This window comes from Pseudomonas sp. MF6776 (assembly GCF_016613125.1).
Taxonomy (GTDB): Bacteria; Pseudomonadota; Gammaproteobacteria; order Pseudomonadales; family Pseudomonadaceae; genus Aquipseudomonas; species Aquipseudomonas iridis.
In genome coordinates, this window is the sequence record NZ_JAENSQ010000021.1 from 36591 (window position 1) to 62485 (window position 25895).

Sequence of the window (25895 nt, forward strand, 5' to 3'; positions counted from 1 at the left end):
ATTGATCAACGTACAAGACGTTGCGCCCATGCGCTGACAGCATCTTCAATCAATGCATGGGCATGAATAAAAGCGGCCTTGCCTTGACGGTATGGATCTTGTATCTCTCGTTCGCTCTGCCATTTGCCGAGCAGAAAGACTTTGCCCCGCGCATGGGAGGCAATATTCAATACTTGGTTAACGTGTTGCTTTTCCATGACCAGAATCAGATCTGATTCATTGACGATGTCCGAGGTCAGTTGCCGCGCCCTGAAGCCTTCGGCGCTATGCCCGTGGTCTTCCAGAACCTGCCGCGCCGAAGCTTCAACGCCTTCTCCGACACGTGCCGCGAGGCCTGCGGAGGTCACCGAGATTGCTCCGGGGGCCAGCGCGTTACGCAGCAACAGTTCTGCGGTAGGACTTCGGCATATATTGCCAACGCAGACGACAAGGATCTTTTTGAACAAGGTTTACTTTCCTGTGTAATATCAAACTGCCAACATCTAGAGCGAACTTTAATGAACCCACTAGATCTTCCTGCACTCAGAAAATAGATTCACCCTGTTAGTACCGGAACACTAAGTACCACAGCGCTTAAAAGCCCCCCAACCAGAATTAGCGGACTAAAAATAACTGTGATTTTCACGCGAATGATTTCCGACAAAAAATAACATTCGCGCACTTCGCGCGATTGTTAGTTTCAAACAACAGACGCCCAGAGAACTATTCGCCGTTGTCATTCTCATTGGAGAGCAGACATGCAATCAGCCCATCTCAAACGCCTCAGTGCCTCGCTGTTGTTGGCGCTCAGTGCCGCACCTCAAGTTCATGCCAGCGAACTGTTTCCCAATCTCCCCGCCAAGACCGTCGGAATCCAGGTCAAGATCCAGAACTTCTCCGCCGAGGATGCTGGCCATATCAAAGCCGCAGGCTTCAGTTTTGTGCGCTTCGGCGTATGGAGCGACAGTCTCAGCGCCAAGGCTTATCAGAAACAGGTCAGCGATGCCTTTGCAGCCGCACAATCCGCGGGTTTGCCTGTATTGCTGACCGTGCGCGCGATCAAGCCGTTGACCCCGACACCCGACAACGTCGGTGAACTGACAAAGGCTGGCGAATCGTTCGCCACCGCACTGACAGGCCTGGAGAAAACCTACAGTTCACAACTGGTGGCGATCGAGATCTGGAACGAGCCCGACCTTGAAACCTACTGGCCAACGCGCAATTTCGCTACGACGTTCGTGCCGTTCATGAGCGCCGTGTGCAAGTCGTTGCAGGCCACAGCGCAAACCACGCCAGTGGTCGGCTTCGGTTTTGCCCGGGCACCGACCGCAGGCTCTGCGTCAACGGTGGCGCTTAACAGGATCGTCAGTGAGTACCCGAAATGCCTCGACGCGATTTCCTATCACCCGTACGGCATGACGGCCACGCAAATCAGCAATGCACAGTCGTTTATCCAGCAAAACTTTCATCTGCCTGGGGTCATCAGTGAATGGGGCGTATCGGCGCTCAGCTCCAATGGCGGCATCGACGGGCAGGCCAGCAAGGTCAGCGCGTTTATCGCCGATGTGAAAAAGCTCAACATTGCGCTGACATCGATCTACGAATGGCGCAACAGCGCATCGGGCAGTAACGAACGCGAGAAGAACTTCGGCCTGCTGACCACAGACGGGCAACCGAAACCGGCGAAAATGGCCGCCGCCACTCAGTTGAACATGCAGTAGATACTGTGCGACTGATCTGTACGCAGGTCAGTTGCTTTGAACCTGTCAGGGGTTTTGACGTCGTATTCATCGATACCGCGCCCCGCCTTTCAAACAATCGTTTTCAGGTTGTTGCCTCAGGGGCCATCGATCCACGCACGCGCCCTTGAGTGGCTGTCAGCGCTCGGGTAATGTCGTCAGACCCACAGGACAGAGCACACCCATGACTTCCAAGCTGGAACAACTTAAACAATTCACCACCGTTGTGGCCGACACCGGCGACCTCGAAGCGATCTCCCGAGTCAAACCGGTCGACGCCACCACCAACCCTTCCCTGCTGCTTAAAGCTTCGGCCATTCCTGGTTATGCCGAACTGCTGAATGCTTGCGTCAGCGACTGCAAGGGCGATGTTGGCCTGGCCAGCGACCGTTTCGGCGTTGCGGTGGGTCAGGAAATCCTCAAAGTAATCCCGGGCCGTATCTCCACCGAAGTGGACGCGCGCCTGTCGTTCGACAAGGACGCCGTGCTGAAACGCGCGCATCGCCTGATCGAGCTTTACGACAAGGCCGGCATTGGCCGTGACCGCGTGCTGATCAAGATTGCTTCGACCTGGGAAGGCATCCGTGCCGCCGAAGTACTGGAGAAGGAAGGCATTCAGACCAACCTGACCTTGTTGTTCTCCTTCGCCCAAGCGGCAGCTTGCGCCGATGCCGGTGTGTTCCTGATCTCGCCGTTCGTAGGCCGGATCTACGACTGGTACAAGAAGGCCAACGGCAACGACTACACCGGCGCCGACGATCCGGGTGTGCAGTCCGTAACGCGCATCTACAACTACTACAAGGCCAATGACTACAAGACCGTGGTCATGGGTGCGAGCTTCCGCAACCTCAACCAGATCGAGCAACTGGCTGGCTGCGACCGCCTGACCATCAGCCCGGACCTGATCGACAAACTGGCGGCCGACACTGGCAAGCTGGAGCGCAAACTGGCGCCAGGACACGCGGGTGAAGCGCGCCTGAGCCTCAATGAAGCGCAGTTCCGCTGGTTGTCCAACGAAGACGCGATGGCCACCGAGAAACTGGCTGAAGGCATTCGTCAGTTCGCCCGTGACCAGGAAAAGCTCGAGGCGTTGCTGCAGGCCAAGCTGTAATCTAGTTCGGCAAATGCAAAAAGGGCGGACCCTGGTGGGTTCGCCCTTTTTTATTGGCTAGATACTTGAAAATGTAGCGTCTGAGCTGACGCCTTCGCGAGCGAGCTCGCGCCTACAGGATATGCGGGTGTATGGAAATGCTGTGGTCTCCCCGTAACCCTGTGGGAGCGAGCCTGCTCGCGAAGAGGCCAGCCCGGCAAACATCACTTCAGGTAATCAGTGCCGTTCGAGCGCATTCACCAGATCGTGAAACGCTTCACGATTGGAATCATTCAGGCCCATGAGGATCTTGTGCGCTTCCAGCACCTTGATCCGCACCACTTCTTCCGACTGATCCTGATCCGGCAGGTCATCGAGGCACTCCGGGCACGGCACGGGGTGATTGACGATGTTGAACACCTGCTCGAAGCCCATCGATTGCAGCAGACGGGTGATGTCATCGTGGGTGGTGACCACGGTCGGCAGCAAACCAACCTTCTGCCGCGACAGGATCGACAGCTTGGCCAACAGGCCCAATGTCGTGCTGTCGATGCTGCGGGTTTCGGTCAAATCAATCACGATCGCGTTGAAATTCAGCGCGGTGAAGATTTTCTCAATAGTCGCATCCAACGCCGAACACAGGGTCAGGCGAACTTCACCAACGAACTTCAGGACGAAGGTGCCATCCTGCTCGGCGAACTGGATTCTACCGGTACTCATTAAAGATTCCTGCTCAACACCAACAGGGCGATATCATCCGGCATCTCCCCCAGCGTGGCCAATCCAAAAACTTGCCGCAGACCATCCAGGCTGCCGCCCGCCGACTTCACCCGTTGAGGCAAAGCGGCTTCTTTTTCTTTGAGCGTAGGTTCTGGCAATAGATCCAGAATGCCGTCAGACATCAGCGTCAGGCTGAACGTCGGCGGCAGCTCAAGCACGTGATCTTCGTAGGTGGCTTCATTGAAGAGGCCCACCGGCAGACCGCGCCCTTCGAGATATCGAACACTGTCAGGCGTGTACAACACAGGCAACGGCAGATGGCCGCCGATGCTATAGGTCAACAAACCGGTCTCCTCGTCGATGACTCCACCGACCATTGTGACGTGTTTACCCAGCTTACAACTGATCAGCCCCCGGTTGATATGACCAAGGACTTCCGAAGGCTTGAATTCAGGCAAAGTGCCGTTGCGCTTGGATTCGAACAGCAAGCGCGTGGTCATGAACTTCAGCAGCACGGTGACGAAGGCTGAAGAGGCGCCATGACCCGATACGTCCGCCAGATAAAATGCAACCCGGCGCTCGTCGACACGGAAATAGTCGACAAAATCACCCGACAGGTACAACGACGGGATGATCTGGTGGGCAAACTTGAACTCGTCGATGCTCCACGGACTTTCCGGCAGCATGTTCATCTGCACCTGGCGACCGGCGTTCTGGTCTTCCTGGAGCAGGTTCAGGCTGGCTTCGAGCTCGCGGTTGGCCGTTTCGAGCTTCTCGCGGTAGCGCTGGTTTTCCAGCAGCAGGCGCGCACGATCCAGGGCCCGGCGCACAGAGTGCTCGAGCACAGCCAGATCTTCGAGAGGCTTGATCAGGTAATCCGCCGCGCCCAGGCGCAGCGCCTCGACCGCGTCGTTCATCACGCCGGCACCCGAAACCACGATCACCGGCGTTTGCGGTGACAGCTCGGTGACCTGACGGATGAGTTCGAGACCGCCCATCTGCGGCATGCGCAGATCGCAGATGACCAAGTCGGGCTTGTCTTGCTCGAATACCTGAAGACCCTGTTGGCCGTTGCTGGCCTGCAGGACGCTGAAACCACTGTCTTCCAAATAGGCCGCGAGGCTCGCGCGCACTACTTCGTCATCATCGATTATCAGCAGCGTGGCACTGGTTTTTGGCATGTGGGCAAACGGCGCCAGAATTAGGTTGGCGTAGTTGGCGGGGCAACGGCCCTGCGCAGACTACTGGATTCGCTTTCTAGCCTCTCTGCTGCACCGCTTTCGCGCGTTAGCTGCGTACACGGTTGCACCAGAGGTGCCCTTCTAAGGCGCAGACGGTACTCCCATCCGCTGGGCGTTTCAAGCATGCGCCGATGGTCGCTTGACGACTTTACTTGTCAAATCACCGAGAGTTATAAGAACTGCTCAAACCGTAACCCAATGGAAGGTCAGAACCATGAGTCAAACCGGTCGGGACTACAGCGAAAAGCGCGATTTCATCCGCATGCGTGTCGATGCCGATGTCGTGTTGATTCATGAAGGGGATCAGGTCTCGGCCGTGTGCATCGACCTCTCCAGCAGCGGCATGCAGGTTGAAGCACCGCGCAGCTTCAAGGTGGGTGATCGTTTGTACGTGAGCATTGACTCCGAGCACTCGGCACTCAGCGGTCTTGAAGCCGAGACCGAAGTGGTTTGGGTCAAGGCTCAGGAGGGCGACAGCCAAAAGCTTGGCCTGAGCATCCTGAAGATGAAATAAGCGCACACAAAAAAGGCGACCCGAGGGTCGCCTTCTTTTTTCACCGGTCGAGATCAAAAATCGTCTTCGACCTGGCCGTCCTTCACCTTGAACTCGCGGTTTTGCAAGTAGGCGTTACGAATGAAGGTGTACTTGTCGCCGCTGATCAGCTTCTCGCTGGACAGCAGGCTGGCGCGGGTGTCGACGATGTTCAGGCCGAATATCGAGTTACGCACGGGCACATCGTTGATGTAGCGGTACATGCCGGTGAAGCCGTCGACATACTTGGACGGTGCGTCACGCAGGGTGCTCGGGCCCATCAGCGGCAGCATCACGTACGGGCCGCTGCCCACGCCCCAGTAACCGAGGGTCTGACCGAAGTCTTCGTCGCTACGGGTCAGGCCCATGTGGGTGCCGACGTCGAAGAAGCCAAGCAGGCCGAATGTGGTGTTGAAGATCAGGCGTGCGGTGTCGACGCCAGCCGCAGCGGGTTTGGCCTGCAGAATGTTGTTCGCCAGGTTGGTGACGTCACCGACGTTGCGGAACATGTTGTGGATGCCGTCTTCGACAAATTGCGGCGTCACGAATTCATAGCCCTGCGCCAAAGGCTTCAGCGCGTAGGTGTCGACGAAGTCGTTGAACTGGAAGATCGGACGGTTGACGCTTTCCCAAGGGTCTTCTTCCGTTGCCGCTTGAGTGGCGAACGGCGCCAGCACCAGGCCGGCATATACACAAAGCTGAGCGAGCGAAGGGCTCAAGCGCATAGAGAAACTCCTTGGATTTGTACTGGCACAGGCATCTCGACCTGGGCGGTAAGGCCGCTAGTATAAGCGCAAAAGTCCTTTTGAGCAGTCCGGGAATGCAGTGACTTGCAGGACGTTTCTCGAGACCTCCATTCACACCGCCGTCATGCAACTGTCATCGACACGTTCTAGCCTCATGGATATTTCAGGGATGTTGCCATGTCACACGCCGAAACCTTGCCCGTCGCCGCGCCCGGCCTGAACGCCATACTGTTCGGACTCAGTGGTTGCCTGGTGGATTTCGGTGCCCGCGCCCGACAACAGAGCGCCGCCCTGCCCGAACATGCCGAGACCACACCGGGCGCGCTCGAAAGTCTGCAGAGCCTGCAGCGCCAGCACATTCCTTGCGCGTGGATCGACGACCTGCCCGCAGCCATTGCGGGACCGCTATCGGCTGCCTTACCGGCGTGGATCAAGCCTGCGCAACATTCGGCAACAATCAATCCCTGGCCCGCTCCCAACGCCTGCTGGCAAGCGCTGATGGACTTGAACGTTGGCACCCTCGACGGCTGCGTACTGGTCAGCGGCGAGCCTCGACTGCTGCAATCGGGTCTCAATGCCGGCTTATGGACAATCGGCCTGGCATCCTGCGGTTCACTCTGCGGTCTGGCGCCGGGCGAATGGCAAGCCTTGAGCCAAAAGGAACGGGAGCAGTTGCGCGGCAAAGCGACGATGCAGCTGTTCGGCCTCGGCGTGCACTCGGTGATCGATCATTTGGGCGAGCTGGAAACCTGCCTGGCGGACATCAGCTTGCGCCGCCTCAAAGGCGAAAAGCCCTGATCGGGATCATGCAGGGTGCTCGAGAGTGGATTAATCTAAAGGTCAGCAATAGACCTTTGGCGCGTGGCTGCGGTCAATGCCAGTGCCTCTCGATAAAAAGGAAAACACCATGCCCGCTCAAGAACTTCAAAAACAGCTCGATACCCTGCGCGAGCAGCTGGATCAGAATCCGCCGCTGACTGAAGCCGAACGGGAAGATCTGCGTACGCTGATGCAGCAGATTCAGCTGGAGCTTGAACTCGAAACCAAGACCCAGGATGCCAGCCTCGCTGATGGCGTGAACCTGGCTGTCGAACGTTTTGAGGTCGAACACCCAGCCATTGCCGGTACCCTGCGCAACATCATCAATACACTGGGCAGCATGGGGATCTGATTCCACGCCAGACAAAAAAGCCCTGCCAGTGATGGCAGGGCTTTTTCATTTCCGGACTTGAAACACAGCGCCCTGTGGGAGCGAGCCTGCTCGCGAAGGCGTCGTGTCAATCGACATCATCCTTGAATGACACACCGCATTCGCGAGCAGGCTCGCTCCCACATTGGATATCGCACATTCTCGATCTTTATTGACGCACGAGCCGGTGGTTCGGCAGTTGTGCGCTTTCGGTGCTGCGGTACGGGTTGATATCCAGCCCACCGCGACGCACGTAACGTGCAAATACCGTCAGTTTTTCTGGTTTCAACAAACGCTGCAGATCCAGGAAAATCCGCTCCACACACTGCTCGTGGAAGTCTGAGTGCTGACGGAAGCTGACGATGTATTCCAGCAGACTGGCGTGATCCAGCGCCGCGCCGCGATATTCCACCACTACACTGCCCCAGTCCGGCTGACTGGTCACCGGGCAATTGGACTTGAGCAGGTGGCTGTGCACGCTCTCCTCGACGACGCGCGAATCATCGCAACGCAGCAGTTCCGGACGCGGGTGCTCATAGTTGCTGACGCTGATTTCCAGGTCATCAATGCACACACCCGGCAACGCTACGACGCCTTCGGCTTCGACTTCTTTCAGGCTGCGAACCCGCACGCCGACCGGTTTGCCGGCCGCTGCCGACAGATCCTTGACCAACGTCGCTTCCAGCGTGGCGCTATCGGCAAACGGCGTCTGGTTCAGCGAGTTCAAATACAGCTTGAAGGACTTGGATTCGATGATATTCGGCGAATCCGCCGGAATGCTGAATTCGCCGATGGCCACCACCGGTTTGCCTGACGGCAGCAGCCACGACAGTTCGAAGCAGTTCCAGAAATCCACGCCTTTATACGGCAGGGTTTCGGCGGTCAGGCCCAGCTCCGCCCATTTCGCGGTGCGCGGAATCGGGAACAGCAAGGACGGTGTGTAGGTGGCGATGTATTCGCTGGATTTGCCCAGCGGCGAGTGTTCGGCTGCGGGATGCATGGCGGAAACCTGACTGAAGAATCAGCGGATTCTACCAGTCTTTGCCCGCACCTTTGAGTGCTTACTGACTGACAGTCAGTTTGCCGACCATACCGGCCTGATAATGGCCGGGGATATTGCAGGCAAACTCCAGACCCGTAGCCTTGCTGAAGGTCCAGGTCAACTCAGCGGTTTTACCCGGTTCGACCAACACACTGTTCGGATCGTCATGCTTCATGCCATGGCCCATCGCAGCGTGATCCATGCCCGCCATGTCGTGGGACATTTCCTTCATGCCAGTAGGCGTAAGCATGCCGCTCTGCTGCATCTGCAACATTTCCTTCTGATGACTGGCATGCATCGCCGCGTCACCGAGGTTGAATTCATGCAGCAACTGGCCTTTATTCACCAGCACAAAGCGAACGGTCTCACCGGCCTCGACCTTGATAGCCTTTGGCTCGAACGACATATCACCCATCACCACTTCAATACTTCGGGTGGCTTTGCTTGCCGTGGCCGGTTGACCGAATTCGTAGGTGTGCCCTGCTCCGGCCGACACTGACGCGCTCAATACCAACAAACAAGCGGTCAACATCAGGGATTTGCGCGAAAACATGGTCGTACTCCAACAAGATAAGGTTCAGCCTGTGGGAAACTCTAGCCGGCCGGCGCTGGCATCTACCTGACAGGCAGATTACAACTTTGTCAGGTTGACGGTTGCTGCCTGCTCTCGCGGTATAAAGCTTTCGTTGCTACACCCCGAATCACATTGAATCAACCCGAGTTGCCCATGAAACTGTTGATCGTCGAAGACCAAGCGAAAACCGGCCAATACCTGCGTCAGGGCCTGACCGAGGCCGGCTTCAACACCGAACTGGTGGCCGATGGCGACAGCGGCCAGCAACTGGCCTTGAGCGGTGATTACGCATTGCTGATCCTCGACGTGATGCTGCCCGGGCGCAATGGCTGGCAGATTCTGCAAACAGTCCGTAATGCAGGCCTGGATACGCCGGTGCTTTTTCTGACAGCAAAAGACGCGGTGGAGGACAGGGTTCACGGTCTGGAACTCGGCGCCGACGATTACCTGGTCAAACCGTTCGCCTTCTCCGAACTGCTGGCTAGGGTGCGTAGCCTGTTGCGTCGGGGCAGTGCCACACCGCAGGAAACCAGTCTGCAATTGGCCGATCTGCGTCTGGACCTGATCCGTCGCCGAGTCGAACGCCAGGGCCAGCGCATCGATCTGACCGCCAAGGAATTCGCCCTGCTGGAAATGCTTCTGCGCCGTCAGGGGGAAGTGCTGCCCAAATCGCTGATCGCCTCGCAGGTCTGGGACATGAATTTCGACAGCGACACCAACGTCATCGAAGTGGCGATCCGGCGCCTGCGCCTGAAGGTCGACGACGAATTCCCCAACAAGCTGATCCACACCGTGCGCGGCATGGGTTATGTGCTTGAAGAGCGCCCAGCCTGATGCGCCGGTTGTCGTTGAGTTCACGCCTGGCCTTGTTGTTTGCTGCCTGCACCGCTGTGGTTTCACTGTTCGCCGGGGTGCTGTTCAACCGCGCCAGTGAGGCGCATTTCATTGAGCTCGACCAGCAATTGCTCGACGGCAAACTGATCGGCCTGCGCCGCGCCTTGCAGGATGTTCAGGCCAGTGAGGCTGAGGCACGGCTGGCGGACGAACTGAGCCGACAAGCCGATCTGTCGTTACGCATCACTGGCGGTGACGGGCAACGCTGGTATGACAGCTCGATCAAGGTGCCAGATGTCTTGCCGCAACAATCCGGCCTGTCGACCGTGAGCAATAGCGACACCGAGTACCGCGTGCTGAATGCCCCGCTCTACCCGGATAAACCCGACTCGCCAAAATTGACGCTGTTGCTGGACATCACCCATCACCAGCACTTTCTGCAACGCATGCAGCATCTGATCTGGCTGACCGTCGGGCTTTCGGCGCTGGCTACCGCGTTGCTCGGTGCCTGGGCCGCGCGCAGCGGCTTGCGCCCATTGCGGCGCATGAGTGCGGTGGCGCGTGGGATTTCGGCGCAATCGCTCAATGCCCGACTGTCGGAAGCGCAAATGCCTCCAGAGCTTGCGGAAATGGCCCACAGTTTCAACGCCATGCTCGCACGCCTCGACGACTCGTTTCAGCGGCTCTCGGCATTTTCGGCCGACATCGCCCATGAGCTGCGCACGCCACTGTCGAACCTGCTGACCCACACCCAGGTCACCCTCACCCGCCCGCGGCCGATCGAGGATTACCGCGAAGCGCTGCACAGCAACCTTGAAGAACTGCAATGGATGGCGCAACTGGTCAATGACATGTTGTATCTGGCCAAGGCTGATCACGGTTTGCTGATGCCCAAGCGTGAACCACTAACGTTGGCGGATGAGGCGGATGCGCTGTTGGAGTTTTTTGCGCCGTTGGCCGAGGACGCCGCAGTGACGTTGAGCCGTGAAGGCACTGCGCGAATCGAAGGTGACCGCAGCATGTTGCGCCGAGCGTTGTCGAATCTGCTGGATAACGCGCTGCGATTTACGCCCGCCTCGGGGGAGGTCCGCTTGGCGATCCAGGATCTGCCGAATGCTGTGCGTGTATCGGTCGAGAACACCGGCGGTGAGATTTCAGCGCAGCTGTTGCCGCGATTGTTTGACCGTTTCTATCGGGCCGATCCGGCGCGGCAGGAAGGTAGCAGCGAACATGCGGGATTGGGATTGGCGATTACTCAATCGATCGTTCGGGCCCACGGCGGGCAGATTCATTGCGAATCTGATCGGGGCTGGACGCGGTTTGTGATTGAGTTGCCCAAAGAAGATTGAAACTGTAGGAGCTGCGGCACGCTGCGATCTTTTGATCTTAAAGATCAAGATCAAAAGATCGCAGCGTGCCGCAGCTCCTACAGTATTTCGCGTCAGTGCTTACGAATATCTCAGGGCGTGAGCCGGCTCGATCTTCGCCGCTCGCCACGCCGGATACAGCGTCGCGAGGAAGCTCAAGACAAACCCGGCGGAGCAGATCAGCAACACATCACCACCCTGCAACTCAGACGGCAGATTGCTGACGAAATACACATCGGAGCTGAAGATGTGCTGCCCGCTCACTCGCTCGAACCAGCCAACCAGTTCACTGACATTCAGCGCCGCGATCACGCCCAGCACACCACCAATCAGCGTGCCGACAATGCCAATCACCGTGCCCTGCACCATGAAGATCGCCATGATCTGCCGGGGCGTGGCGCCGATGGTGCGCAGGATCGCAATGTCCGCGCCCTTGTCGTTCACCACCATGATCAATGTGGCGATGATGTTGAACGCCGCCACCGCGACAATCATCAGCAGCAACAGGCCGATCATGGTTTTTTCCATCTTCATCGCACTGAACAGACTGCCCTGAGTGTGGGTCCAGTCGTCCGCCTTGAACTCGGCGCCAAGACCGGCGGCGATGTCTGAAGACACTTTCGGCGCGGCGTACAAGTCTTTGACTGCCAGACGCACGCTCTGCACCTGATTCGGCTCCCAGCGCTGCATGGTCGCGGCATCGGCTACGTGAATCAGGCCCATCGAGCCGTCCAGCTCGGCCCCCACCTTGAACACGCCGACCACGTTGAGCCGCTGCATTCGCGGGGTAATCCCGCCCGGCGCGGTGCTGACTTCCGGCACGATCAGGGTGATCTTGTCGCCGACATTCAGGCGGAAACGGCGAGCGGTAATTTCACCAATGACCACACCGAACTCACCTGGTTTGAGCGCGTCGAGACGGCCCTGCACAATGTGCTGGGCGACGATCGACACCTTGCCTTCCTGCGCCGGATCGACGCCGCTGATCTGGATCGGCTGCATCAAACCTTTGTAGGAGAGCATGCCTTCCATTTCGGTGAACGGCACGGCGGCGGTCACTTCGGGATTTTTCATGGCCGCGGCGGCTACCGGCTGCCAATCGTCAATCGGTTTGACGCCAACGATGGTTGCGTGCGGCACCATGCCGAGGATGCGCGAGCTCATTTCGCGCTGGAAGCCGTTCATCACCGACAACACCACGATCATCGCCAGCACGCCGAGGGCGAGGCCGATCATCGAGGTCATCGAAATGAACGAAACAAAGCGATTGCGGCGCTTGGCGCGGGTATAGCGCGTGCCGATAAAGATCGATAACGGTCTGAACATTCGCTGGGGCACCGTATAAAAATAAAAGACCCGACGCCTTTTCAGACGCCGGGTTTCAACTCATCAGATGGGCGTCAGGCAACCGTTTTGCAGGTGCAGGACGCGATCCATCTGGCGAGCCAGGTTCATGTCGTGGGTCACCACCAGGAACGCCGTGCGCATCGAGGTGCTGAGTTCCAGCATCAAATCCTGAATGCCCTGGGCGGTGTGGGAGTCGAGGTTGCCGGTCGGCTCATCGAGCATTACCAGCCCCGGCTTATTCACCAGTGCGCGGGCAATCGCTACACGCTGGCGTTCACCGCCGGACAGCTCGGAGGGTTTGTGTTCCAGGCGATGGCCCAGCCCCACTCGCTCCAGCAGCGCGGTGGCGCGCTGACGTGCCTCAGGGATCGACGTCTTGCCGATCAGCAGCGGCATGCAGACGTTTTCCAGCGCGGTGAATTCCGGCAGCAAGTGGTGGAACTGGTAGACGAAGCCCAGCGAACGGTTACGCAGCAGACCGCGCTTCTTCTCGCTCAGCGCCGACAATTCTTCACCATCGAGCCAGACACTGCCCTGGGTCGGCGTGTCGAGGCCGCCCAGCAGGTTGAGCAAAGTACTTTTGCCCGAGCCCGAGGTGCCGACAATCGCCACACGCTCGCCCGGGTTCAACTCCAGTTGCAGACCGGCCAGCACTTCTACCGACTCCGGACCTTCCTCGTAGGATTTGCCCAGGTTGCGGCAGCTCAAGATTGCTTTTTCACTCATGCCCGACTCACTCATAACGTAACGCCTCCGCCGGCTGGGTGCGCGCGGCACGCCAGGCGGGATACAGGGTGGCGAGGAAACTCAAAACCAATGCAGCGGCGCAGACCATGATCACATCCTGGCTCTGCACCTGCGACGGAAGATAATCAATGAAATACACGTCAGCATTAAGGAACTTGTGCCCGAGCAGCCCTTCAAGGGCCGAAATCGCAGCGCTGACGTTGAGCGCGGCGAGAATCCCGAGCACCGCGCCAATGGCGGTGCCGACCACACCAATGACCGTGCCTTGCACCATGAACGTACGCATGATCGTCCCCGGCGTAGCGCCGAGGGTGCGCAGAATGGCGATGTCGCCCTTCTTGTCGTTCACCACCATCACCAGCGTGGAAATGATGTTGAACGCCGCCACCGCAACGATCAGCAGCAACAGCAGACCGATCATGGCTTTTTCCATGCGGATCGCCTGATACAGATTGCCGTGGGTGCGGGTCCAGTCACGGGCGTAGAAACGGTCATCGCCAAGTTGCTGGGCGATGCTCCATGCCGCACGCGGTGCCTGAAACAGGTCGTCGAACTTCAGACGCAGGCCCTGCACCTGATCAGGCTTCCAGCGATGCATTTTCGCCAGATCCTGCAGGTTGGTGACGCCCAGATAACCGTCGAGCTCGCCGGCGCCGACATGGAAAATGCCGACCACGGTGAAGCGCTTCATGCGCGGGAACATCCCGGCCGGGGTCACGCTGACCTCCGGGGCAACGAAAGTGACCTTGTCACCGAGACCCACGCCTAGCTTGGTCGCGGCCTTGTCGCCGATGACGATGCCGAAGCTGCCCGGCGTCAGGTCGTCGAGTTTGCCCTGCTTCATGAAGTTGTCGATGATCGACACATTGCGCTCGAGCGCAGGGTCGATGGCGTTGAGCAACACCTTGGAGACCTGACCGTTATTGGTCAGCAGGCCCTGCATCTGGGTGAACGGCGCGACGGCCGCCACCTGCGGGTTCTGTTTGACCTTGGTGGCCAGGCTTTGCCAATCGTTGATCGGATCAGTGGATTCAATGGTCGCGTGGGGCACCATGCCCAGTACGCGGGTGCGCATCTCATGATCGAAGCCATTCATCACCGAGAGCACCACGATCATCACGACCACGCCAAGGGCGAGCCCGATCATCGAAGTCAGGGAAATGAATGACACAAAATGATTGCGACGTTTTGCACGGGTATAACGCGTGCCGATAAATACGAAGAGAGGTCTGAACATGTCGGGGCTTGTTCGGAGGGAAAAGGAACGTCCTTGTGGCGGGGGTCGATAACCAGCTTTACACTCAGACCACCGCCGCTACCATGGGTTCGCCATGTCGACATTAGATGAAGAAGATCGCCGCGAATACTACCGTATCGAGGACACGATCGCACTGGAAATTCGGCCCCTGTCCGCTCCCGAAGCCGCAGGCCAGGAAGTGTTGCAGGATGCTTCCCCTCTATTCAACCTGCTCAGCGAGCTGCACCTGAGCGAATTCGAGTCGCAGCACCTGTTGCGCCAGATCAGCGAGCGCGATCGGGCCATCGCCGCGTTCCTGAAATCCCAGAACAAACGCATCGACCTGCTCAGCCAGGTGGTCGCCCTCACCGTGCTCGGCCACATCGGCGAGCCGCAACCGGTGATCATCTCCGAGGGCGGGATCGACTTCCAGCACCCGACGCCCATCGCAGCCGGTGCACACCTGTCAATCAAACTGGTGCTGATGCCCCAGGCGCTCGGCCTGTTGCTGCGCGCCCGTGTCACCCATTGCGAGCGCAAGGGTGAGGGTTATGACGTCGGGACCGAGTTCGAACACCTGACCGATGCCCAGCGCCAGCTACTTGCCCGCTACATCTTGCAGAAGCAGGCTCAGGAACGGCGTCTGGCCCGCGAACAGAACGAATCAGGCATTTAAATTAAGGAAGAACCGTGACCCTCATCTACGGCCACCGCGGCGCCAAGGGCGAAGCACCGGAAAACACCCTGACCAGTTTTCAGGAATGTCTCAAGCACGGCGTGCGCCGCTGCGAACTGGATCTGCACCTGTCAAAGGACGGCGAGCTGATGGTCATTCACGACCCGACGCTCAAGCGCACCACCGACCGTCGCGGCAAGGTCGTCGAGCAGACTGCCGCCGATCTGGTGACATTTGATGCGCGTAAGGGCGGCCCTGGCTGGATCAAGCCGTGCCCGATTCCGACGCTGGAAGAGTTGTTCGAGAAGTGCGATTTCGAGCACTGGCAGCTTGAAGTCAAAAGCGCTTCACGCACCCGCGCAGCCACGACCGTGTTGGCGATTCGGGAAATGGCGCAACGCCACGGCTTGCTCGACAAGGTGACCATCACCTCGAGCTCGCGGGAAGTGTTGAAGGCTGCACTGGATCTGGTGCCGGATGTGTCGCGCGGTCTGGTCGCCGAGTACGCCTGGCTCGACCCGTTGAAGGTCGCGCAAAGCTACGGCTGCGAGATTCTGGCGTTGAACTGGACGCTGTGTACGCCTGAGCGCCTGCAAAAAGCGCAGCGTCAGGGCCTGCATGTGTCGGTGTGGACCGTCAACGAGCCTGCGCTGATGCGCAGACTCGCCGACTTCGGCGTTGACAGCCTGATTACAGACTTTCCCGGTTTGGCCACTGCCACGCTCGAGAATTGCTGAAATCGGTCTCCCCGGCCGGCTCAGGCCACCGGCCGGAGCCCGTCAAAAAAGCCGGTTGAGGCCGTCGTACGCCGCTACCCGATAGGCTTCAGCCATGGTCGGGTAGTTGAACGTGGTGTTGACGAAGTACTTCAGCGTGTTCAGCTCGCCCGGCTGGTTCATGATCGCCTGACCGATGTGAACGATCTCCGACGCCTGATAACCGAAGCAGTGAACGCCCAGCACTTCCAGGGTTTCACGGTGGAACAGGATCTTCAGCATGCCTTGCGGCTCGCCGGCAATCTGCGCCCGCGCCATGCTCTTGAAGAACGCCTTGCCAACTTCGTACGGCACTTTGGCCTGGGTCAGTTCCTGCTCGTTCTTGCCGATCGAGCTGATCTCCGGAATGGTGTAGATACCGGTCGGCACGTCATTGACGAAGCGCCAGCTAGCGTTATCCACGATGCTGCCAGCGGCCGAACGGCCCTGGTCGTGAGCAGCGCTGGCCAGGCTCGGCCAGCCGATCACGTCGCCCGCGCCGTAGATGTTCGGCACGCAGGTGCGATAAGCCTCGTCGACTTCGATCTGGCCACGGCTGTTGACCTTGACGCCGATGTTTTCCAGACCCAACTGATCGGTGTTGCCGGTACGCCCGTTGCACCAGAGCAAGGCGTCGGCCTTGATCTTCTTGCCGGACTTCAGGTGCAGGATCACGCCGTTGTCGACGCCTTCAACGCGATCGTAATCTTCGTTGTGGCGCACGGTGATGTTGTTGTTGCTGAAGTGGTAGCTCAACGCCTGGGAGATTTCCGAGTCGAGGAAGCTCAGCAACTGACCGCGGTTGTCCACCAGCTCGACCAGCACGCCCAGACCACTGAAGATCGACGCGTATTCGCAGCCGATCACGCCGGCGCCGTAAACGATCAGTTTGCGCGGGGTGTGGCCGAGGCTGAGGATGGTGTCGCTATCGTAGATACGCGGGTGATGGAAATCGATGTCTGCCGGGCGATACGGGCGCGAACCGGTGGCGATGATGATGTGCTTGGCTACCAGTTTTTCGACCACGCCATTGGCGCAGACCACTTCGATGGTTTGCTCGTCGGCGAAGCTGCCGGTGCCGAAAAACACGTCGACACGGTTACGGGCGTAGTAGCCAGTGCGCGAGGCGACTTGTTTGGAAATGACTTTCTCGGCGCTTTTCAACACGTCCGGGAAGGAGAACCAGCGCGGCTCGCCGATGGCCCGGAACATAGGGTTGGTGTTGAACTGCATGATCTGCCGCACCGAGTGACGCAGTGCCTTGGACGGGATGGTGCCCAGGTGGGTGCAGTTGCCGCCGACCTGGCGACGGCTGTCGACCATCGCGACCTTGCGCCCTGCTTTGGCGGCGTTCATTGCCGCGCCTTCTCCTGCCGGGCCGGAACCCAGCACCACCACGTCGTAGTTGTAGACAGCCATGCGTACTCCTCAGAACAGGCCGCGGTGCCAGCAGCACCGGCGGCTAAATCACGCCGAACGGCGGCGTGAAGGAACAATTGGGGGTCAGTAAAGAACCCGGACACAGTCTATAGAAGCGTCAACGCCGCGCACATTAACCCTTGGTCGCGTCGTAGGCTACTTTTGCCTGCACTACAACGCCAGCTTTCGTATTGCTCCCAGTCAATTCTTTGCGCCCGAGAGCCGATCGAAAGCCTTGCTGGTGCGTATGACAAAACCTGTATCGGCACGAATGACAAAGAATGCACCAATGTCATGTTTTTCGGCATAGGCCCACGCCCTTTCAGGCCCGAGAATCAGCAACAGCGTCGATAGTCCATCGGCCATCAGTGCTGAAGGATGAATTACCGTGACCGACGCCAGATCGTGTAGGACGGGCGCGCCACTGCGGGCATCGAAGGTGTGGGAATAACGCCGACCGTCCTGCAGGAAATAGTTGCGGTAGTCACCCGAGGTGGAAACGCCGTAGCCGTCGACGTTGATGATGCGCTCGGCGACCTGCTGATCGTCGCGAGGCGCTTCCAACGCAATGCGCCATGGCGAACCGTCAGGTTTTTTGCCCTTGGCCTTGAGCTCGCCAGTGGCCTCGGCGAGGTAATCGTGGATGCCCATGGCGTCGAGCCTGGCGGCAATCGTGTCGACGGCATAACCGGCGGCGATACTGTTGAAGTCGACTTCGACGGCGGCGTCCTTGCACAACTGCTCGCCATCGATGCGCAAATGCTTGTGACCGACCCTCTGCAACACCTCCGCCAACGCAGCGGCGCTCGGGACCTTTTCTTCGCGACCTTGCGGGCCGAAACCCCACAGATTCAGCAGCGGCTCCACGGTCAGGTCGTAGGAACCTTCGCTTTGCTCTGACAGCTGCTCGCCTACGCGGACCAACTCGAGGACAGGCGCGGGCATTCTCTGACAAGTATTGGCGGGCAACGCGTTGAAGCGCTCGATATCCGAGTCACTGCGATACGTGGACATTTGCCGCTCGATTTCGGCGAGGATGCCCTCCACTTCGCTGCGCACGCGCGCAGCATCCACTTGACCTGCATGACGCACGTACTTGATCGAATACGTGCTGCCCATGGTCGCGCCGCCAAAGTTTTCCAGGCTGTCGCCGTTGCCGCAGCCCGACAAAACAGCGGCCAGGACCACAAGCCCTCTGCACCGTCCAGTTAACAAATCTTCATCTCCCTGCAAAACCGCGGCGGCCATTATGGACTACAGAGCGCGCTCGCTCCGAAACGGATGCAACGCCTTCATACAAATTCAATAGTGAGAATCTGCAAATGTCCTCGACCACGGGCAACGGCAAAGCGATTTTTCGCGTTGTCAGCGGCAATTTCCTCGAAATGTTCGACTTCATGGTCTACGGCTTCTACGCCACGGCCATAGCGAAAACTTTCTTCCCCGCCGACAGCGCCTTTGCATCCCTGATGCTGTCGCTGGCGACGTTCGGCGCCGGCTTCCTGATGCGTCCATTGGGGGCGATTTTCCTCGGCGCTTACATCGACCGTCATGGCCGGCGCAAAGGCCTGATCATTACCTTGGCAATGATGGCCGCCGGCACCGTGCTGATCGCCTGCGTCCCCGGCTATGCAACGCTTGGCGTGGCAGCACCGTTGCTGGTGCTGTTCGGACGCCTGCTGCAAGGCTTCTCGGCCGGCGTGGAACTGGGCGGCGTGTCGGTGTATCTGGCGGAAATCTCCACCCCCGGCCGCAAGGGCTTCTTCGTCAGTTGGCAGTCCGCCAGCCAACAGGCGGCCGTGGTATTCGCCGGCCTGCTCGGTGTCGGTCTCAATCACTGGCTAAGCCCGGAGGAAATGGGCGAATGGGGTTGGCGCGTGCCGTTTCTGATCGGCTGCATGATCGTACCGGTGATCTTCGTCATCCGTCGTTCGCTGGAAGAAACCCCGGAATTCCAGGCGCGTAAACATCGCCCTACCCTGCGCGAAATCGTCCGTTCGATCGGCCAGAACTTTGGCATTGTCATCGCCGGCATGGCGCTGGTTGTGATGACCACAGTATCGTTCTACCTGATCACCGCCTACACCCCGACTTTCGGCAAATCCGAACTGCATCTGTCGGACCTGGACGCCTTGCTGGTGACGGTCTGCATTGGTCTGTCGAACTTCTTCTGGTTGCCGGTGATGGGTGCGGTGTCCGACAAGGTCGGACGTAAACCCCTACTGCTGGCGGCGACAATTCTGGCGATTCTGACGGCTTATCCGGCACTGTCGTGGCTGGTGGCGAACCCGAGTTTCAGCCATCTGCTGATCGTCGAGTTGTGGCTGTCGTTCCTGTACGGCTCTTATAACGGCGCGATGGTGGTGGCGCTCACGGAGATCATGCCGGTGGAAGTTCGCACGACCGGATTCTCGTTGGCCTACAGCCTGGCAACGGCGACGTTTGGTGGTTTTACACCGGCAGCGTGCACTTATCTGATTCATGTGCTGGGTAACAAGGCTGCGCCGGGGATCTGGCTCACGGGTGCGGCGGTGTTAGGGTTGATTGCGACGCTGGTGCTGTTTCGTGGCAACAGGCATGAGCTGCGTACTGCGCAAGCGGCTGTGGTCGGTCGCGCCTGACAGGACGCCATCGCTGGCAAGCCAGCCCCCACAAGGGTTTCGGGTGTGAATGCGATTGTGCAAGCTCTCAAGAAACCTGTGGGAGCTGGCTTGCCAGCGATGCGGCCGGTACAGGCAACAGAGATTTACAAGGCATAAAAAAACGCCCCGACCTAAGTCGGGGCGTTTTCATTTGCAGCCAAGGCTTAGCGCGGGAACGCAGGCGGGTTTACACCGGCCATGTCTTCCATCACGCGAACCACCTGGCAGCTGTAACCGAACTCGTTGTCGTACCAGACGTACAGAACAACGCGGTTATCCTGAGTGATGGTCGCTTCAGCGTCGACCACACCGGCGTGGCGCGAGCCAACGAAGTCGGTCGAAACCACTTCCTGCGAGTTGACGAAGTCGATTTGCTTATGCAGATCGGAGTGCAGCGCCATGTAGCGCAGGTACTCGTTCATCTCTTCACGGGTGGCGGCTTTCTCAAGGTTGAGGTTGAGAATGGCCATCGACACGTTCGGCGTTGGAACACGGATCGCGTTACCGGTCAGCTTGCCGGCCAGCTCAGGCAGGGCCTTGGCAGCAGCGGTGGCAGCACCGGTCTCGGTGATAACCATGTTCAGCGCGGCGCTACGGCCACGGCGATCGCCCTTGTGGAAGTTGTCGATCAGGTTCTGGTCGTTGGTGTACGAGTGAACGGTTTCGACGTGACCGTTGATGATGCCGAACTTGTCATTAACAGCTTTGAGCACCGGCACAATGGCGTTGGTGGTGCAGGAAGCGGCAGACACGATCTTGTCGTCAGCGGTAATTTCACCGTGGTTGATGCCGTGAACGATGTTCTTCAGCTTGCCTTTACCCGGCGCGGTCAGAACAACGCGGTCGATACCCGGGCACGCCAGGTGTTGACCCAGGCCATCAGCGTCACGCCATACACCGGTGTTGTCCACCAGCAGTGCGTCTTTGATGCCGTACTGGGTGTAATCCACTTCAGTCGGGTTCTTCGCGTAGATCACCTGGATCAGGTTACCGTTGGCGGTGATGGTGTTGTTTTCTTCGTCGATGGTGATGGTGCCGTTGAACGAACCATGGACCGAATCGCGACGCAGCAGGCTGGCGCGTTTGGTCAGGTCGTTGTCGGCGCCTTTACGCACGACGATGGCACGCAGACGCAGACCGTCGCCACCACCGGTTTTTTCGATCAGGATGCGCGCCAGCAGACGGCCGATTCGACCGAAGCCGTACAGCACAACGTCAGTGCCTTTGCGGGCCGAGGCGTTTTGCTGGCCAACCACATCAGCCATTTCTTCACGAACGAACTGCTCGGCACTGCGGCCGTTGCCCTCGTTGCGGAATTTGAACGCCAACTTGCCCAGGTCTACCGAGGCCGCGCCGAGCTTGAGCTCGCTCATGGCTTTGAGCAGGGGGAATGTTTCGTGGACGGAGAGTTCGCTGTCGTCGGAAGAACGGTGGCGCGCAAAGCGGTGAGCTTTGAGAATCGCGATGACAGACTGGTTGATCAGGCTGCGGCCATAGATCGAGCTCACCACGTTGTTATTGCGGTAGAGCTGACCGATAAGCGGGATCATCGCTTCTGCGAGTGCTTCACGGTCGATCCATTCACCAAGACACTGGTCGGGCTTCTGAGTCACGGTAACCTTCCACATGTAGGGGCAGAAAAAAGGGGCTACATTATGCCGCTCAGAACCTCTCGTAGCAATGCGCGCTTGTCGCGCAAACGCTAACAAATTTGCGTTCAAAAAAATTACGCCCTTCTCCAGGCCAGTAAATACGCGGCCTCCAGCACAGTCAATTTTTCGACGACTGTTAGACGATGTCTGTAACCCTCCGAAACACCACGCGGTTTCGGCACTACATAACCGCTAAAAAAGTGCTGGTTTTTATGGTTACCACTACATTTCACCCAAACATCGAAGATAGACACAGTCTGCAACTGACAGGCAGCATCGGACGCCGCTACAATTACCGACTTTGTCGCAACGCCTGGAGCTCAACCTTCCGTGCCTGTTCTGCGTCTACCGCTTCTCCCTGCTGCGGCAGGTAAACAGCATTGGGGCAATTTGCCCGGTGCCGCCCTCAGCCTGGCGATTGCCGAGGCTGCCAGCGCTGCCAAGCGCTTCACCCTGCTCCTGACCGCCGACAGCCAAAGTGCCGAACGGCTGGAACAGGAGCTGAGTTTCTTCGCCCCGGATTTGCCCGTTCTGCATTTCCCCGACTGGGAAACCCTGCCCTACGATCTGTTCTCGCCGCATCAGGACATCATTTCCCAGCGCATTGCCGCCTTATATAGGTTGCCGGAGCTGGCGCATGGCGTGCTGGTGGTGCCGATCACGACAGCACTGCATCGTCTGGCGCCGACCAAGTTCCTGCTCGGCAGCAGCCTGGTGCTGGATGTCGGCCAGAAGCTCGACGTCGAGCAAATGCGCTCGCGACTCGAAGCCAGCGGCTATCGCTATGTAGACACCGTCTACGAGCACGGCGAGTTCACCGTGCGCGGCGCATTGATCGATTTGTTCCCGATGGGCAGCAAGCTGCCCTATCGCATCGACCTGTTCGACGACGAAATCGAAACCCTGCGCACCTTCGATCCGGAAAACCAGCGCTCCATCGACAAGGTCGATTCGGTCAAGCTGCTGCCGGCCCGTGAGTTCCCGCTGCAGAAAGATGCGGTCACCCGCTTCAAGGCGCGTTTCCGCGAACGCTTTGACGTTGATTTCCGTCGCTGCCCGATCTTTCAGGATTTGAGCAGCGGTATCACACCGGCCGGTATCGAGTACTACTTGCCGCTGTTCTTTGACGAAACCTCGACCCTGTTCGATTACCTGCCCCAGGACACGCAAGTGTTCTCGCTGCCAGGCATCGAGCAAGCGGCGGAGAATTTCTGGAACGACGTACGCAATCGTTATGAAGAACGCCGCGTCGATCCTGCTCGTCCTTTATTGCCACCGGCGGAATTGTTCCTGCCGGTGGAAGATTGCTTTGCCAGGCTCAAGAGCTGGCCGCGCGTGGTCGCCAGCCAACAGGACGTAGAAGTCGGTGCCGGTCGCGAGCGCTTCCCGGCGCAAGCGCTGCCGAATCTGGCGATCGAAGCCAAGGCCACGCAACCGCTGGCAGCACTGGCAGGTTTCCTCGATGAATTCCCCGGACGCGTGCTGTTCACGGCCGAATCGGCGGGCCGTCGCGAAGTCCTGCTGGAGTTGCTCGAACGCCTGAAACTGCGACCGAAAACGGTCGACAGCTGGCCGGATTTCGTCGCGAGCAAGGATCGCCTGGCGATCACCATTGCGCCGCTCGACGAAGGCCTTTTGCTCGACGACCCGGCGCTGGCATTGGTCGCCGAAAGTCCGCTGTTCGGTCAGCGAGTCATGCAGCGTCGCCGTCGCGAGAAGCGCGCCGACGGCAACCACGACGCGGTGATCAAGAACCTCACCGAACTGCGCGAAGGCGCGCCGGTGGTGCACATCGATCACGGTGTCGGCCGCTACCTGGGCCTGACGATTCTGGAAATCGACGATCAGGCTGCAGAATTTCTCACCCTCGAATACGCCGAGAACGCCAAGCTCTACGTGCCGGTGGCCAACCTGCACTTGATCGCCCGCTACACCGGCAGCGACGATGCATTGGCCCCGCTGCACCGCCTCGGCTCCGAGACCTGGCAGAAAGCCAAACGCAAAGCGGCCGAACAGGTGCGCGACGTTGCCGCCGAATTGCTCGACATCTATGCCCGCCGCGCCGCTCGCGAAGGTTATGCGTTCGCCGATCCGAAAGCCGATTACGCGACATTCAGCGCCGGTTTCCCGTTCGAAGAAACGCCCGACCAGCAAACCACCATCGAAGCAGTGCGCGCCGACATGCTCGCGCCGAAACCGATGGATCGTCTGGTCTGCGGTGACGTGGGTTTCGGCAAGACCGAAGTGGCCATGCGCGCAGCGTTCATCGCTGTACACGGCGGCCGCCAGGTTGCGATTCTGGTGCCGACCACCCTGCTCGCCCAGCAGCATTACAACAGCTTCCGCGACCGCTTCGCCGACTGGCCAGTGAGCGTGGAAGTGATGAGCCGCTTCAAGTCCGCCAAGGAAGTGAACGCGGCGATTGCCGATCTGGCGGAAGGCAAGATCGACATCGTCATCGGCACGCACAAATTGCTGTCCGACGACGTGAAAATCAAAAACCTCGGGCTGGTGATCATCGACGAAGAGCACCGCTTTGGTGTGCGTCAGAAAGAACAGCTCAAGGCCTTGCGCAGCGAAGTCGACATTCTGACCCTGACGGCCACACCGATTCCGCGCACGCTGAACATGGCGGTGTCGGGCATGCGCGACCTGTCGATCATTGCCACGCCGCCGGCGCGACGCCTGTCGGTGCGCACCTTCGTCATGGAGCAGAACAAGAGCACGGTCAAAGAGGCCCTGCTCCGCGAACTGCTGCGTGGCGGTCAGGTTTATTACCTGCACAACGATGTGAAAACCATCGAGAAGTGCGCCGCCGATCTGGCCGAACTGGTTCCGGAAGCACGGATCGCCATCGGCCACGGGCAGATGCGCGAGCGCGAACTTGAACAGGTGATGAGCGACTTCTATCACAAGCGTTTCAACGTCCTGATTGCCTCGACCATCATCGAGACCGGTATCGACGTACCGAGCGCCAACACCATCATCATCGAGCGCGCCGACAAGTTCGGTCTGGCGCAACTGCACCAGCTGCGTGGCCGCGTCGGTCGCAGTCACCACCAGGCTTATGCTTACCTGCTGACGCCGCCGCGCCAGCAGATCACTTCAGACGCAGAAAAGCGTCTGGAGGCGATTGCCAACACCCAGGACCTCGGTGCCGGTTTCGTGCTGGCCACCAACGACCTGGAAATCCGTGGCGCCGGCGAACTGCTCGGCGATGGCCAGAGTGGCCAGATTCAAGCCGTGGGTTTCACGCTGTATATGGAAATGCTTGAGCGCGCGGTGAAATCGATCCGCAAGGGCGAGCAACCGAACCTCGATCAACCGCTTGGCGGTGGCCCGGAAGTCAATCTGCGGGTACCGGCGCTGATTCCGGAAGACTATTTGCCGGACGTCCACGCCCGCCTGATCCTGTACAAGCGCATCGCGTCGGCCACCGACGAGGAAGGTCTGAAGGATCTGCAAGTCGAGATGATCGATCGTTTCGGCCTGCTGCCGGAGCCGACCAAGAATCTGGTGCGCATCACCGCGTTGAAGTTGCAGGCCGAAAAGCTGGGCATCAAGAAAGTCGACGGTGGCCCGCAGGGTGGACGCATTGAGTTTGAAGCGCAGACTCCAGTCGACCCGATGACCCTGATCAAACTGATTCAGAGCCAGCCAAAACGCTACAAATTCGAAGGCGCCACGATGTTCAAGTTCCAGGTGCCGATGGAGCGCCCGGAAGAGCGCTTTAATACTGTAGAGGCGCTGTTTGAGCGCCTCATCCCGAAAACTGCTTGAAGGACGCCGCATGCGCCTGTTTCGCTCACTGACTTTGCTACTCACCTTGGTAGCACCTTCGGCGTTTGCCGATGACCTGTATCAGGTCGAAATGATTCTGGTGCGCCAGAACGCAGTGCCGGCGATTGTCAGCCGCGCCGCGCCGGAAGACTGGGCCGCGGGCGCCCAGCGTTTGGGCGACGAAAGCAAACGTACGCCGGCGCTGAATGACGTCGTCACCAAACTCACCGCCAGCGGCGAGTACAGCGTGTTGATGCACAAGGCCTGGCAGCAAACCCTCGGTGAAACGCCGGCAAAAGTCGCGGTCAGCGAAGGCAACGAGCAATTCGGTCAGTTCCCGATCGAGGGTACGCTTGAGATGAAACTCGGGCGCTTCACCGACGTGGCTGCGGATTTCTGGGTCAATCAGATCGACGCCAATGGCCTGGTCACTGCCAGTGAGCGCCTGAAACAGGACAGCCACACCAAAAACGGCCAGCTCAATTATCTCGATAACGGCCATCTGGCCCTGCTGATCAAGATCACTTCCCTGACCGCGCCTGCGCCACGGGAAGCGCCTGAAGTCGTTCCGGACTGATCGAAGTCCT

24 protein-coding genes and 1 pseudogene are annotated in these 25895 nt (G+C 59.0%); 13 read left to right on the plus strand and 12 right to left on the minus strand.

Features of this window, described 5'->3' with window-relative positions:
- Nucleotides 1–5: 5 nt before the first annotated feature.
- Complete coding sequence (locus JJD74_RS21480; RefSeq protein WP_042560138.1) at nt 6–446, minus strand: low molecular weight protein-tyrosine-phosphatase; 441 nt, start codon at nt 444–446, stop codon at nt 6–8.
- 291 nt (nt 447–737) lie between these two features.
- Here JJD74_RS21480 and JJD74_RS21485 point away from each other — a divergent pair, with 291 nt between their 5' ends.
- A complete protein-coding gene (locus JJD74_RS21485) occupies nt 738–1700 on the plus strand; it encodes a cellulase family glycosylhydrolase (RefSeq protein ID WP_115147220.1) in 963 nt (320 codons plus the stop codon).
- Nucleotides 1701–1902: 202 nt separating this feature from the next.
- Nucleotides 1903–2829 (plus strand): transaldolase, encoded by a 927-nt coding sequence (gene tal / locus JJD74_RS21490; protein WP_200616759.1) that lies wholly within the window; start codon nt 1903–1905, stop codon nt 2827–2829.
- Nucleotides 2830–3045: 216 nt separating this feature from the next.
- Here tal and rssC read toward each other — a convergent pair whose 3' ends face one another.
- A complete protein-coding gene (gene rssC / locus JJD74_RS21495) occupies nt 3046–3528 on the minus strand; it encodes an anti-sigma factor antagonist RssC (RefSeq protein WP_042560140.1) in 483 nt (160 codons plus the stop codon).
- Complete coding sequence (gene rssB, locus JJD74_RS21500; RefSeq protein ID WP_200616760.1) at nt 3528–4709, minus strand: two-component system response regulator RssB; 1182 nt, start codon at nt 4707–4709, stop codon at nt 3528–3530. Before rssB ends, rssC begins: the two co-directional genes overlap by 1 nt.
- A 274-nt stretch (nt 4710–4983) precedes the next feature.
- Between rssB and JJD74_RS21505 the strand changes: the two genes are divergently transcribed.
- The gene (locus JJD74_RS21505; protein WP_042560142.1) at nt 4984–5283 is read left to right on the plus strand and encodes a PilZ domain-containing protein; all 300 of its coding nucleotides are present in this window, start codon (nt 4984–4986) and stop codon (nt 5281–5283) included.
- A 53-nt stretch (nt 5284–5336) separates the two neighbouring features.
- Here the strand turns inward: JJD74_RS21505 and JJD74_RS21510 are convergent, their stop codons facing one another.
- Nucleotides 5337–6026 carry an MlaA family lipoprotein gene (locus JJD74_RS21510; protein WP_042560143.1) on the minus strand — a complete coding sequence of 230 codons (690 nt, stop codon included), beginning with the start codon at nt 6024–6026 and terminating at the stop codon, nt 5337–5339.
- Nucleotides 6027–6224: 198 nt separating this feature from the next.
- Here JJD74_RS21510 and JJD74_RS21515 point away from each other — a divergent pair, with 198 nt between their 5' ends.
- From JJD74_RS21515 to JJD74_RS30910, 3 genes and pseudogenes are all read left to right on the plus strand, one after another.
- Nucleotides 6225–6845: an HAD family phosphatase gene (locus JJD74_RS21515; RefSeq protein ID WP_200616761.1), complete on the plus strand. Its 621-nt coding sequence runs from the start codon at nt 6225–6227 to the stop codon at nt 6843–6845.
- Nucleotides 6846–6954: 109 nt separating this feature from the next.
- Entirely contained in the window at nt 6955–7218 is a 264-nt protein-coding gene (locus tag JJD74_RS21520) for a DUF4404 family protein (RefSeq protein ID WP_042560145.1), read from the plus strand.
- 47 nt (nt 7219–7265) lie between these two features.
- Nucleotides 7266–7379 (plus strand): annotated as a pseudogene (locus JJD74_RS30910) (metal ABC transporter ATP-binding protein); the annotation flags it as partial.
- Between the two features lie 26 nt (nt 7380–7405).
- On the opposite strand, the gene queF reads toward JJD74_RS30910, so the two are convergent.
- On the minus strand, nt 7406–8236 hold the full coding sequence (gene queF / locus JJD74_RS21525; RefSeq protein WP_042560146.1) for an NADPH-dependent 7-cyano-7-deazaguanine reductase QueF: 831 nt from the start codon (nt 8234–8236) through the stop codon (nt 7406–7408).
- Between the two features lie 61 nt (nt 8237–8297).
- Nucleotides 8298–8831, minus strand: a complete 534-nt coding sequence (gene copI, locus JJD74_RS21530; RefSeq protein ID WP_042560147.1) for a copper-resistant cuproprotein CopI — start codon at nt 8829–8831, stop codon at nt 8298–8300.
- A gap of 174 nt (nt 8832–9005) precedes the next feature.
- On the opposite strand from copI, the gene JJD74_RS21535 reads away from it, so the two are divergent.
- Nucleotides 9006–9686, plus strand: a complete 681-nt coding sequence (locus JJD74_RS21535; RefSeq protein ID WP_200616762.1) for a heavy metal response regulator transcription factor — start codon at nt 9006–9008, stop codon at nt 9684–9686.
- On the plus strand, nt 9686–11035 hold the full coding sequence (locus JJD74_RS21540; protein ID WP_200616763.1) for a heavy metal sensor histidine kinase: 1350 nt from the start codon (nt 9686–9688) through the stop codon (nt 11033–11035). The genes JJD74_RS21535 and JJD74_RS21540 overlap by 1 nt, the downstream gene beginning before the upstream one ends.
- A 99-nt stretch (nt 11036–11134) precedes the next feature.
- Here JJD74_RS21540 and JJD74_RS21545 read toward each other — a convergent pair whose 3' ends face one another.
- The 3 genes from JJD74_RS21545 to JJD74_RS21555 all read right to left on the minus strand — a co-directional run bounded on the left by JJD74_RS21545 (nt 11135) and on the right by JJD74_RS21555 (nt 14384).
- Nucleotides 11135–12379 (minus strand): lipoprotein-releasing ABC transporter permease subunit, encoded by a 1245-nt coding sequence (locus JJD74_RS21545; protein WP_042560151.1) that lies wholly within the window; start codon nt 12377–12379, stop codon nt 11135–11137.
- Nucleotides 12380–12442: 63 nt separating this feature from the next.
- Entirely contained in the window at nt 12443–13126 is a 684-nt protein-coding gene (gene lolD, locus JJD74_RS21550) for a lipoprotein-releasing ABC transporter ATP-binding protein LolD (protein WP_164488114.1), read from the minus strand.
- Between the two features lie 7 nt (nt 13127–13133).
- Nucleotides 13134–14384 (minus strand): lipoprotein-releasing ABC transporter permease subunit, encoded by a 1251-nt coding sequence (locus tag JJD74_RS21555; RefSeq protein WP_200616764.1) that lies wholly within the window; start codon nt 14382–14384, stop codon nt 13134–13136.
- A 94-nt stretch (nt 14385–14478) separates the two neighbouring features.
- Between JJD74_RS21555 and JJD74_RS21560 the strand changes: the two genes are divergently transcribed.
- On the plus strand, nt 14479–15060 hold the full coding sequence (locus JJD74_RS21560) for a PilZ domain-containing protein (protein WP_047302229.1): 582 nt from the start codon (nt 14479–14481) through the stop codon (nt 15058–15060).
- Between the two features lie 14 nt (nt 15061–15074).
- A complete protein-coding gene (locus JJD74_RS21565; RefSeq protein ID WP_042560155.1) occupies nt 15075–15797 on the plus strand; it encodes a glycerophosphodiester phosphodiesterase in 723 nt (240 codons plus the stop codon).
- Between the two features lie 42 nt (nt 15798–15839).
- On the opposite strand, the gene sthA is transcribed toward JJD74_RS21565, so the two are convergent.
- Together sthA and JJD74_RS21575 are read right to left on the minus strand one after the other, a co-directional pair.
- Entirely contained in the window at nt 15840–17234 is a 1395-nt protein-coding gene (gene sthA / locus JJD74_RS21570) for a Si-specific NAD(P)(+) transhydrogenase (protein WP_042560156.1), read from the minus strand.
- A gap of 201 nt (nt 17235–17435) precedes the next feature.
- On the minus strand, nt 17436–18482 hold the full coding sequence (locus JJD74_RS21575) for an FAD:protein FMN transferase (RefSeq protein ID WP_200616765.1): 1047 nt from the start codon (nt 18480–18482) through the stop codon (nt 17436–17438).
- Between the two features lie 74 nt (nt 18483–18556).
- On the opposite strand from JJD74_RS21575, the gene JJD74_RS21580 reads away from it, so the two are divergent.
- Nucleotides 18557–19855, plus strand: a complete 1299-nt coding sequence (locus tag JJD74_RS21580) for an MFS transporter (RefSeq protein WP_042560157.1) — start codon at nt 18557–18559, stop codon at nt 19853–19855.
- 185 nt (nt 19856–20040) lie between these two features.
- Here JJD74_RS21580 and JJD74_RS21585 read toward each other — a convergent pair whose 3' ends face one another.
- Entirely contained in the window at nt 20041–21504 is a 1464-nt protein-coding gene (locus JJD74_RS21585; RefSeq protein ID WP_042560158.1) for a glyceraldehyde-3-phosphate dehydrogenase, read from the minus strand.
- Between the two features lie 354 nt (nt 21505–21858).
- Here JJD74_RS21585 and mfd point away from each other — a divergent pair, with 354 nt between their 5' ends.
- Both mfd and JJD74_RS21595 read left to right on the plus strand, forming a co-directional pair.
- A complete protein-coding gene (gene mfd, locus JJD74_RS21590; RefSeq protein ID WP_042560159.1) occupies nt 21859–25308 on the plus strand; it encodes a transcription-repair coupling factor in 3450 nt (1149 codons plus the stop codon).
- Nucleotides 25309–25318: 10 nt separating this feature from the next.
- Complete coding sequence (locus JJD74_RS21595; protein ID WP_042560160.1) at nt 25319–25885, plus strand: CsiV family protein; 567 nt, start codon at nt 25319–25321, stop codon at nt 25883–25885.
- The last annotated feature ends 10 nt before the right edge of the window (nt 25886–25895 follow it).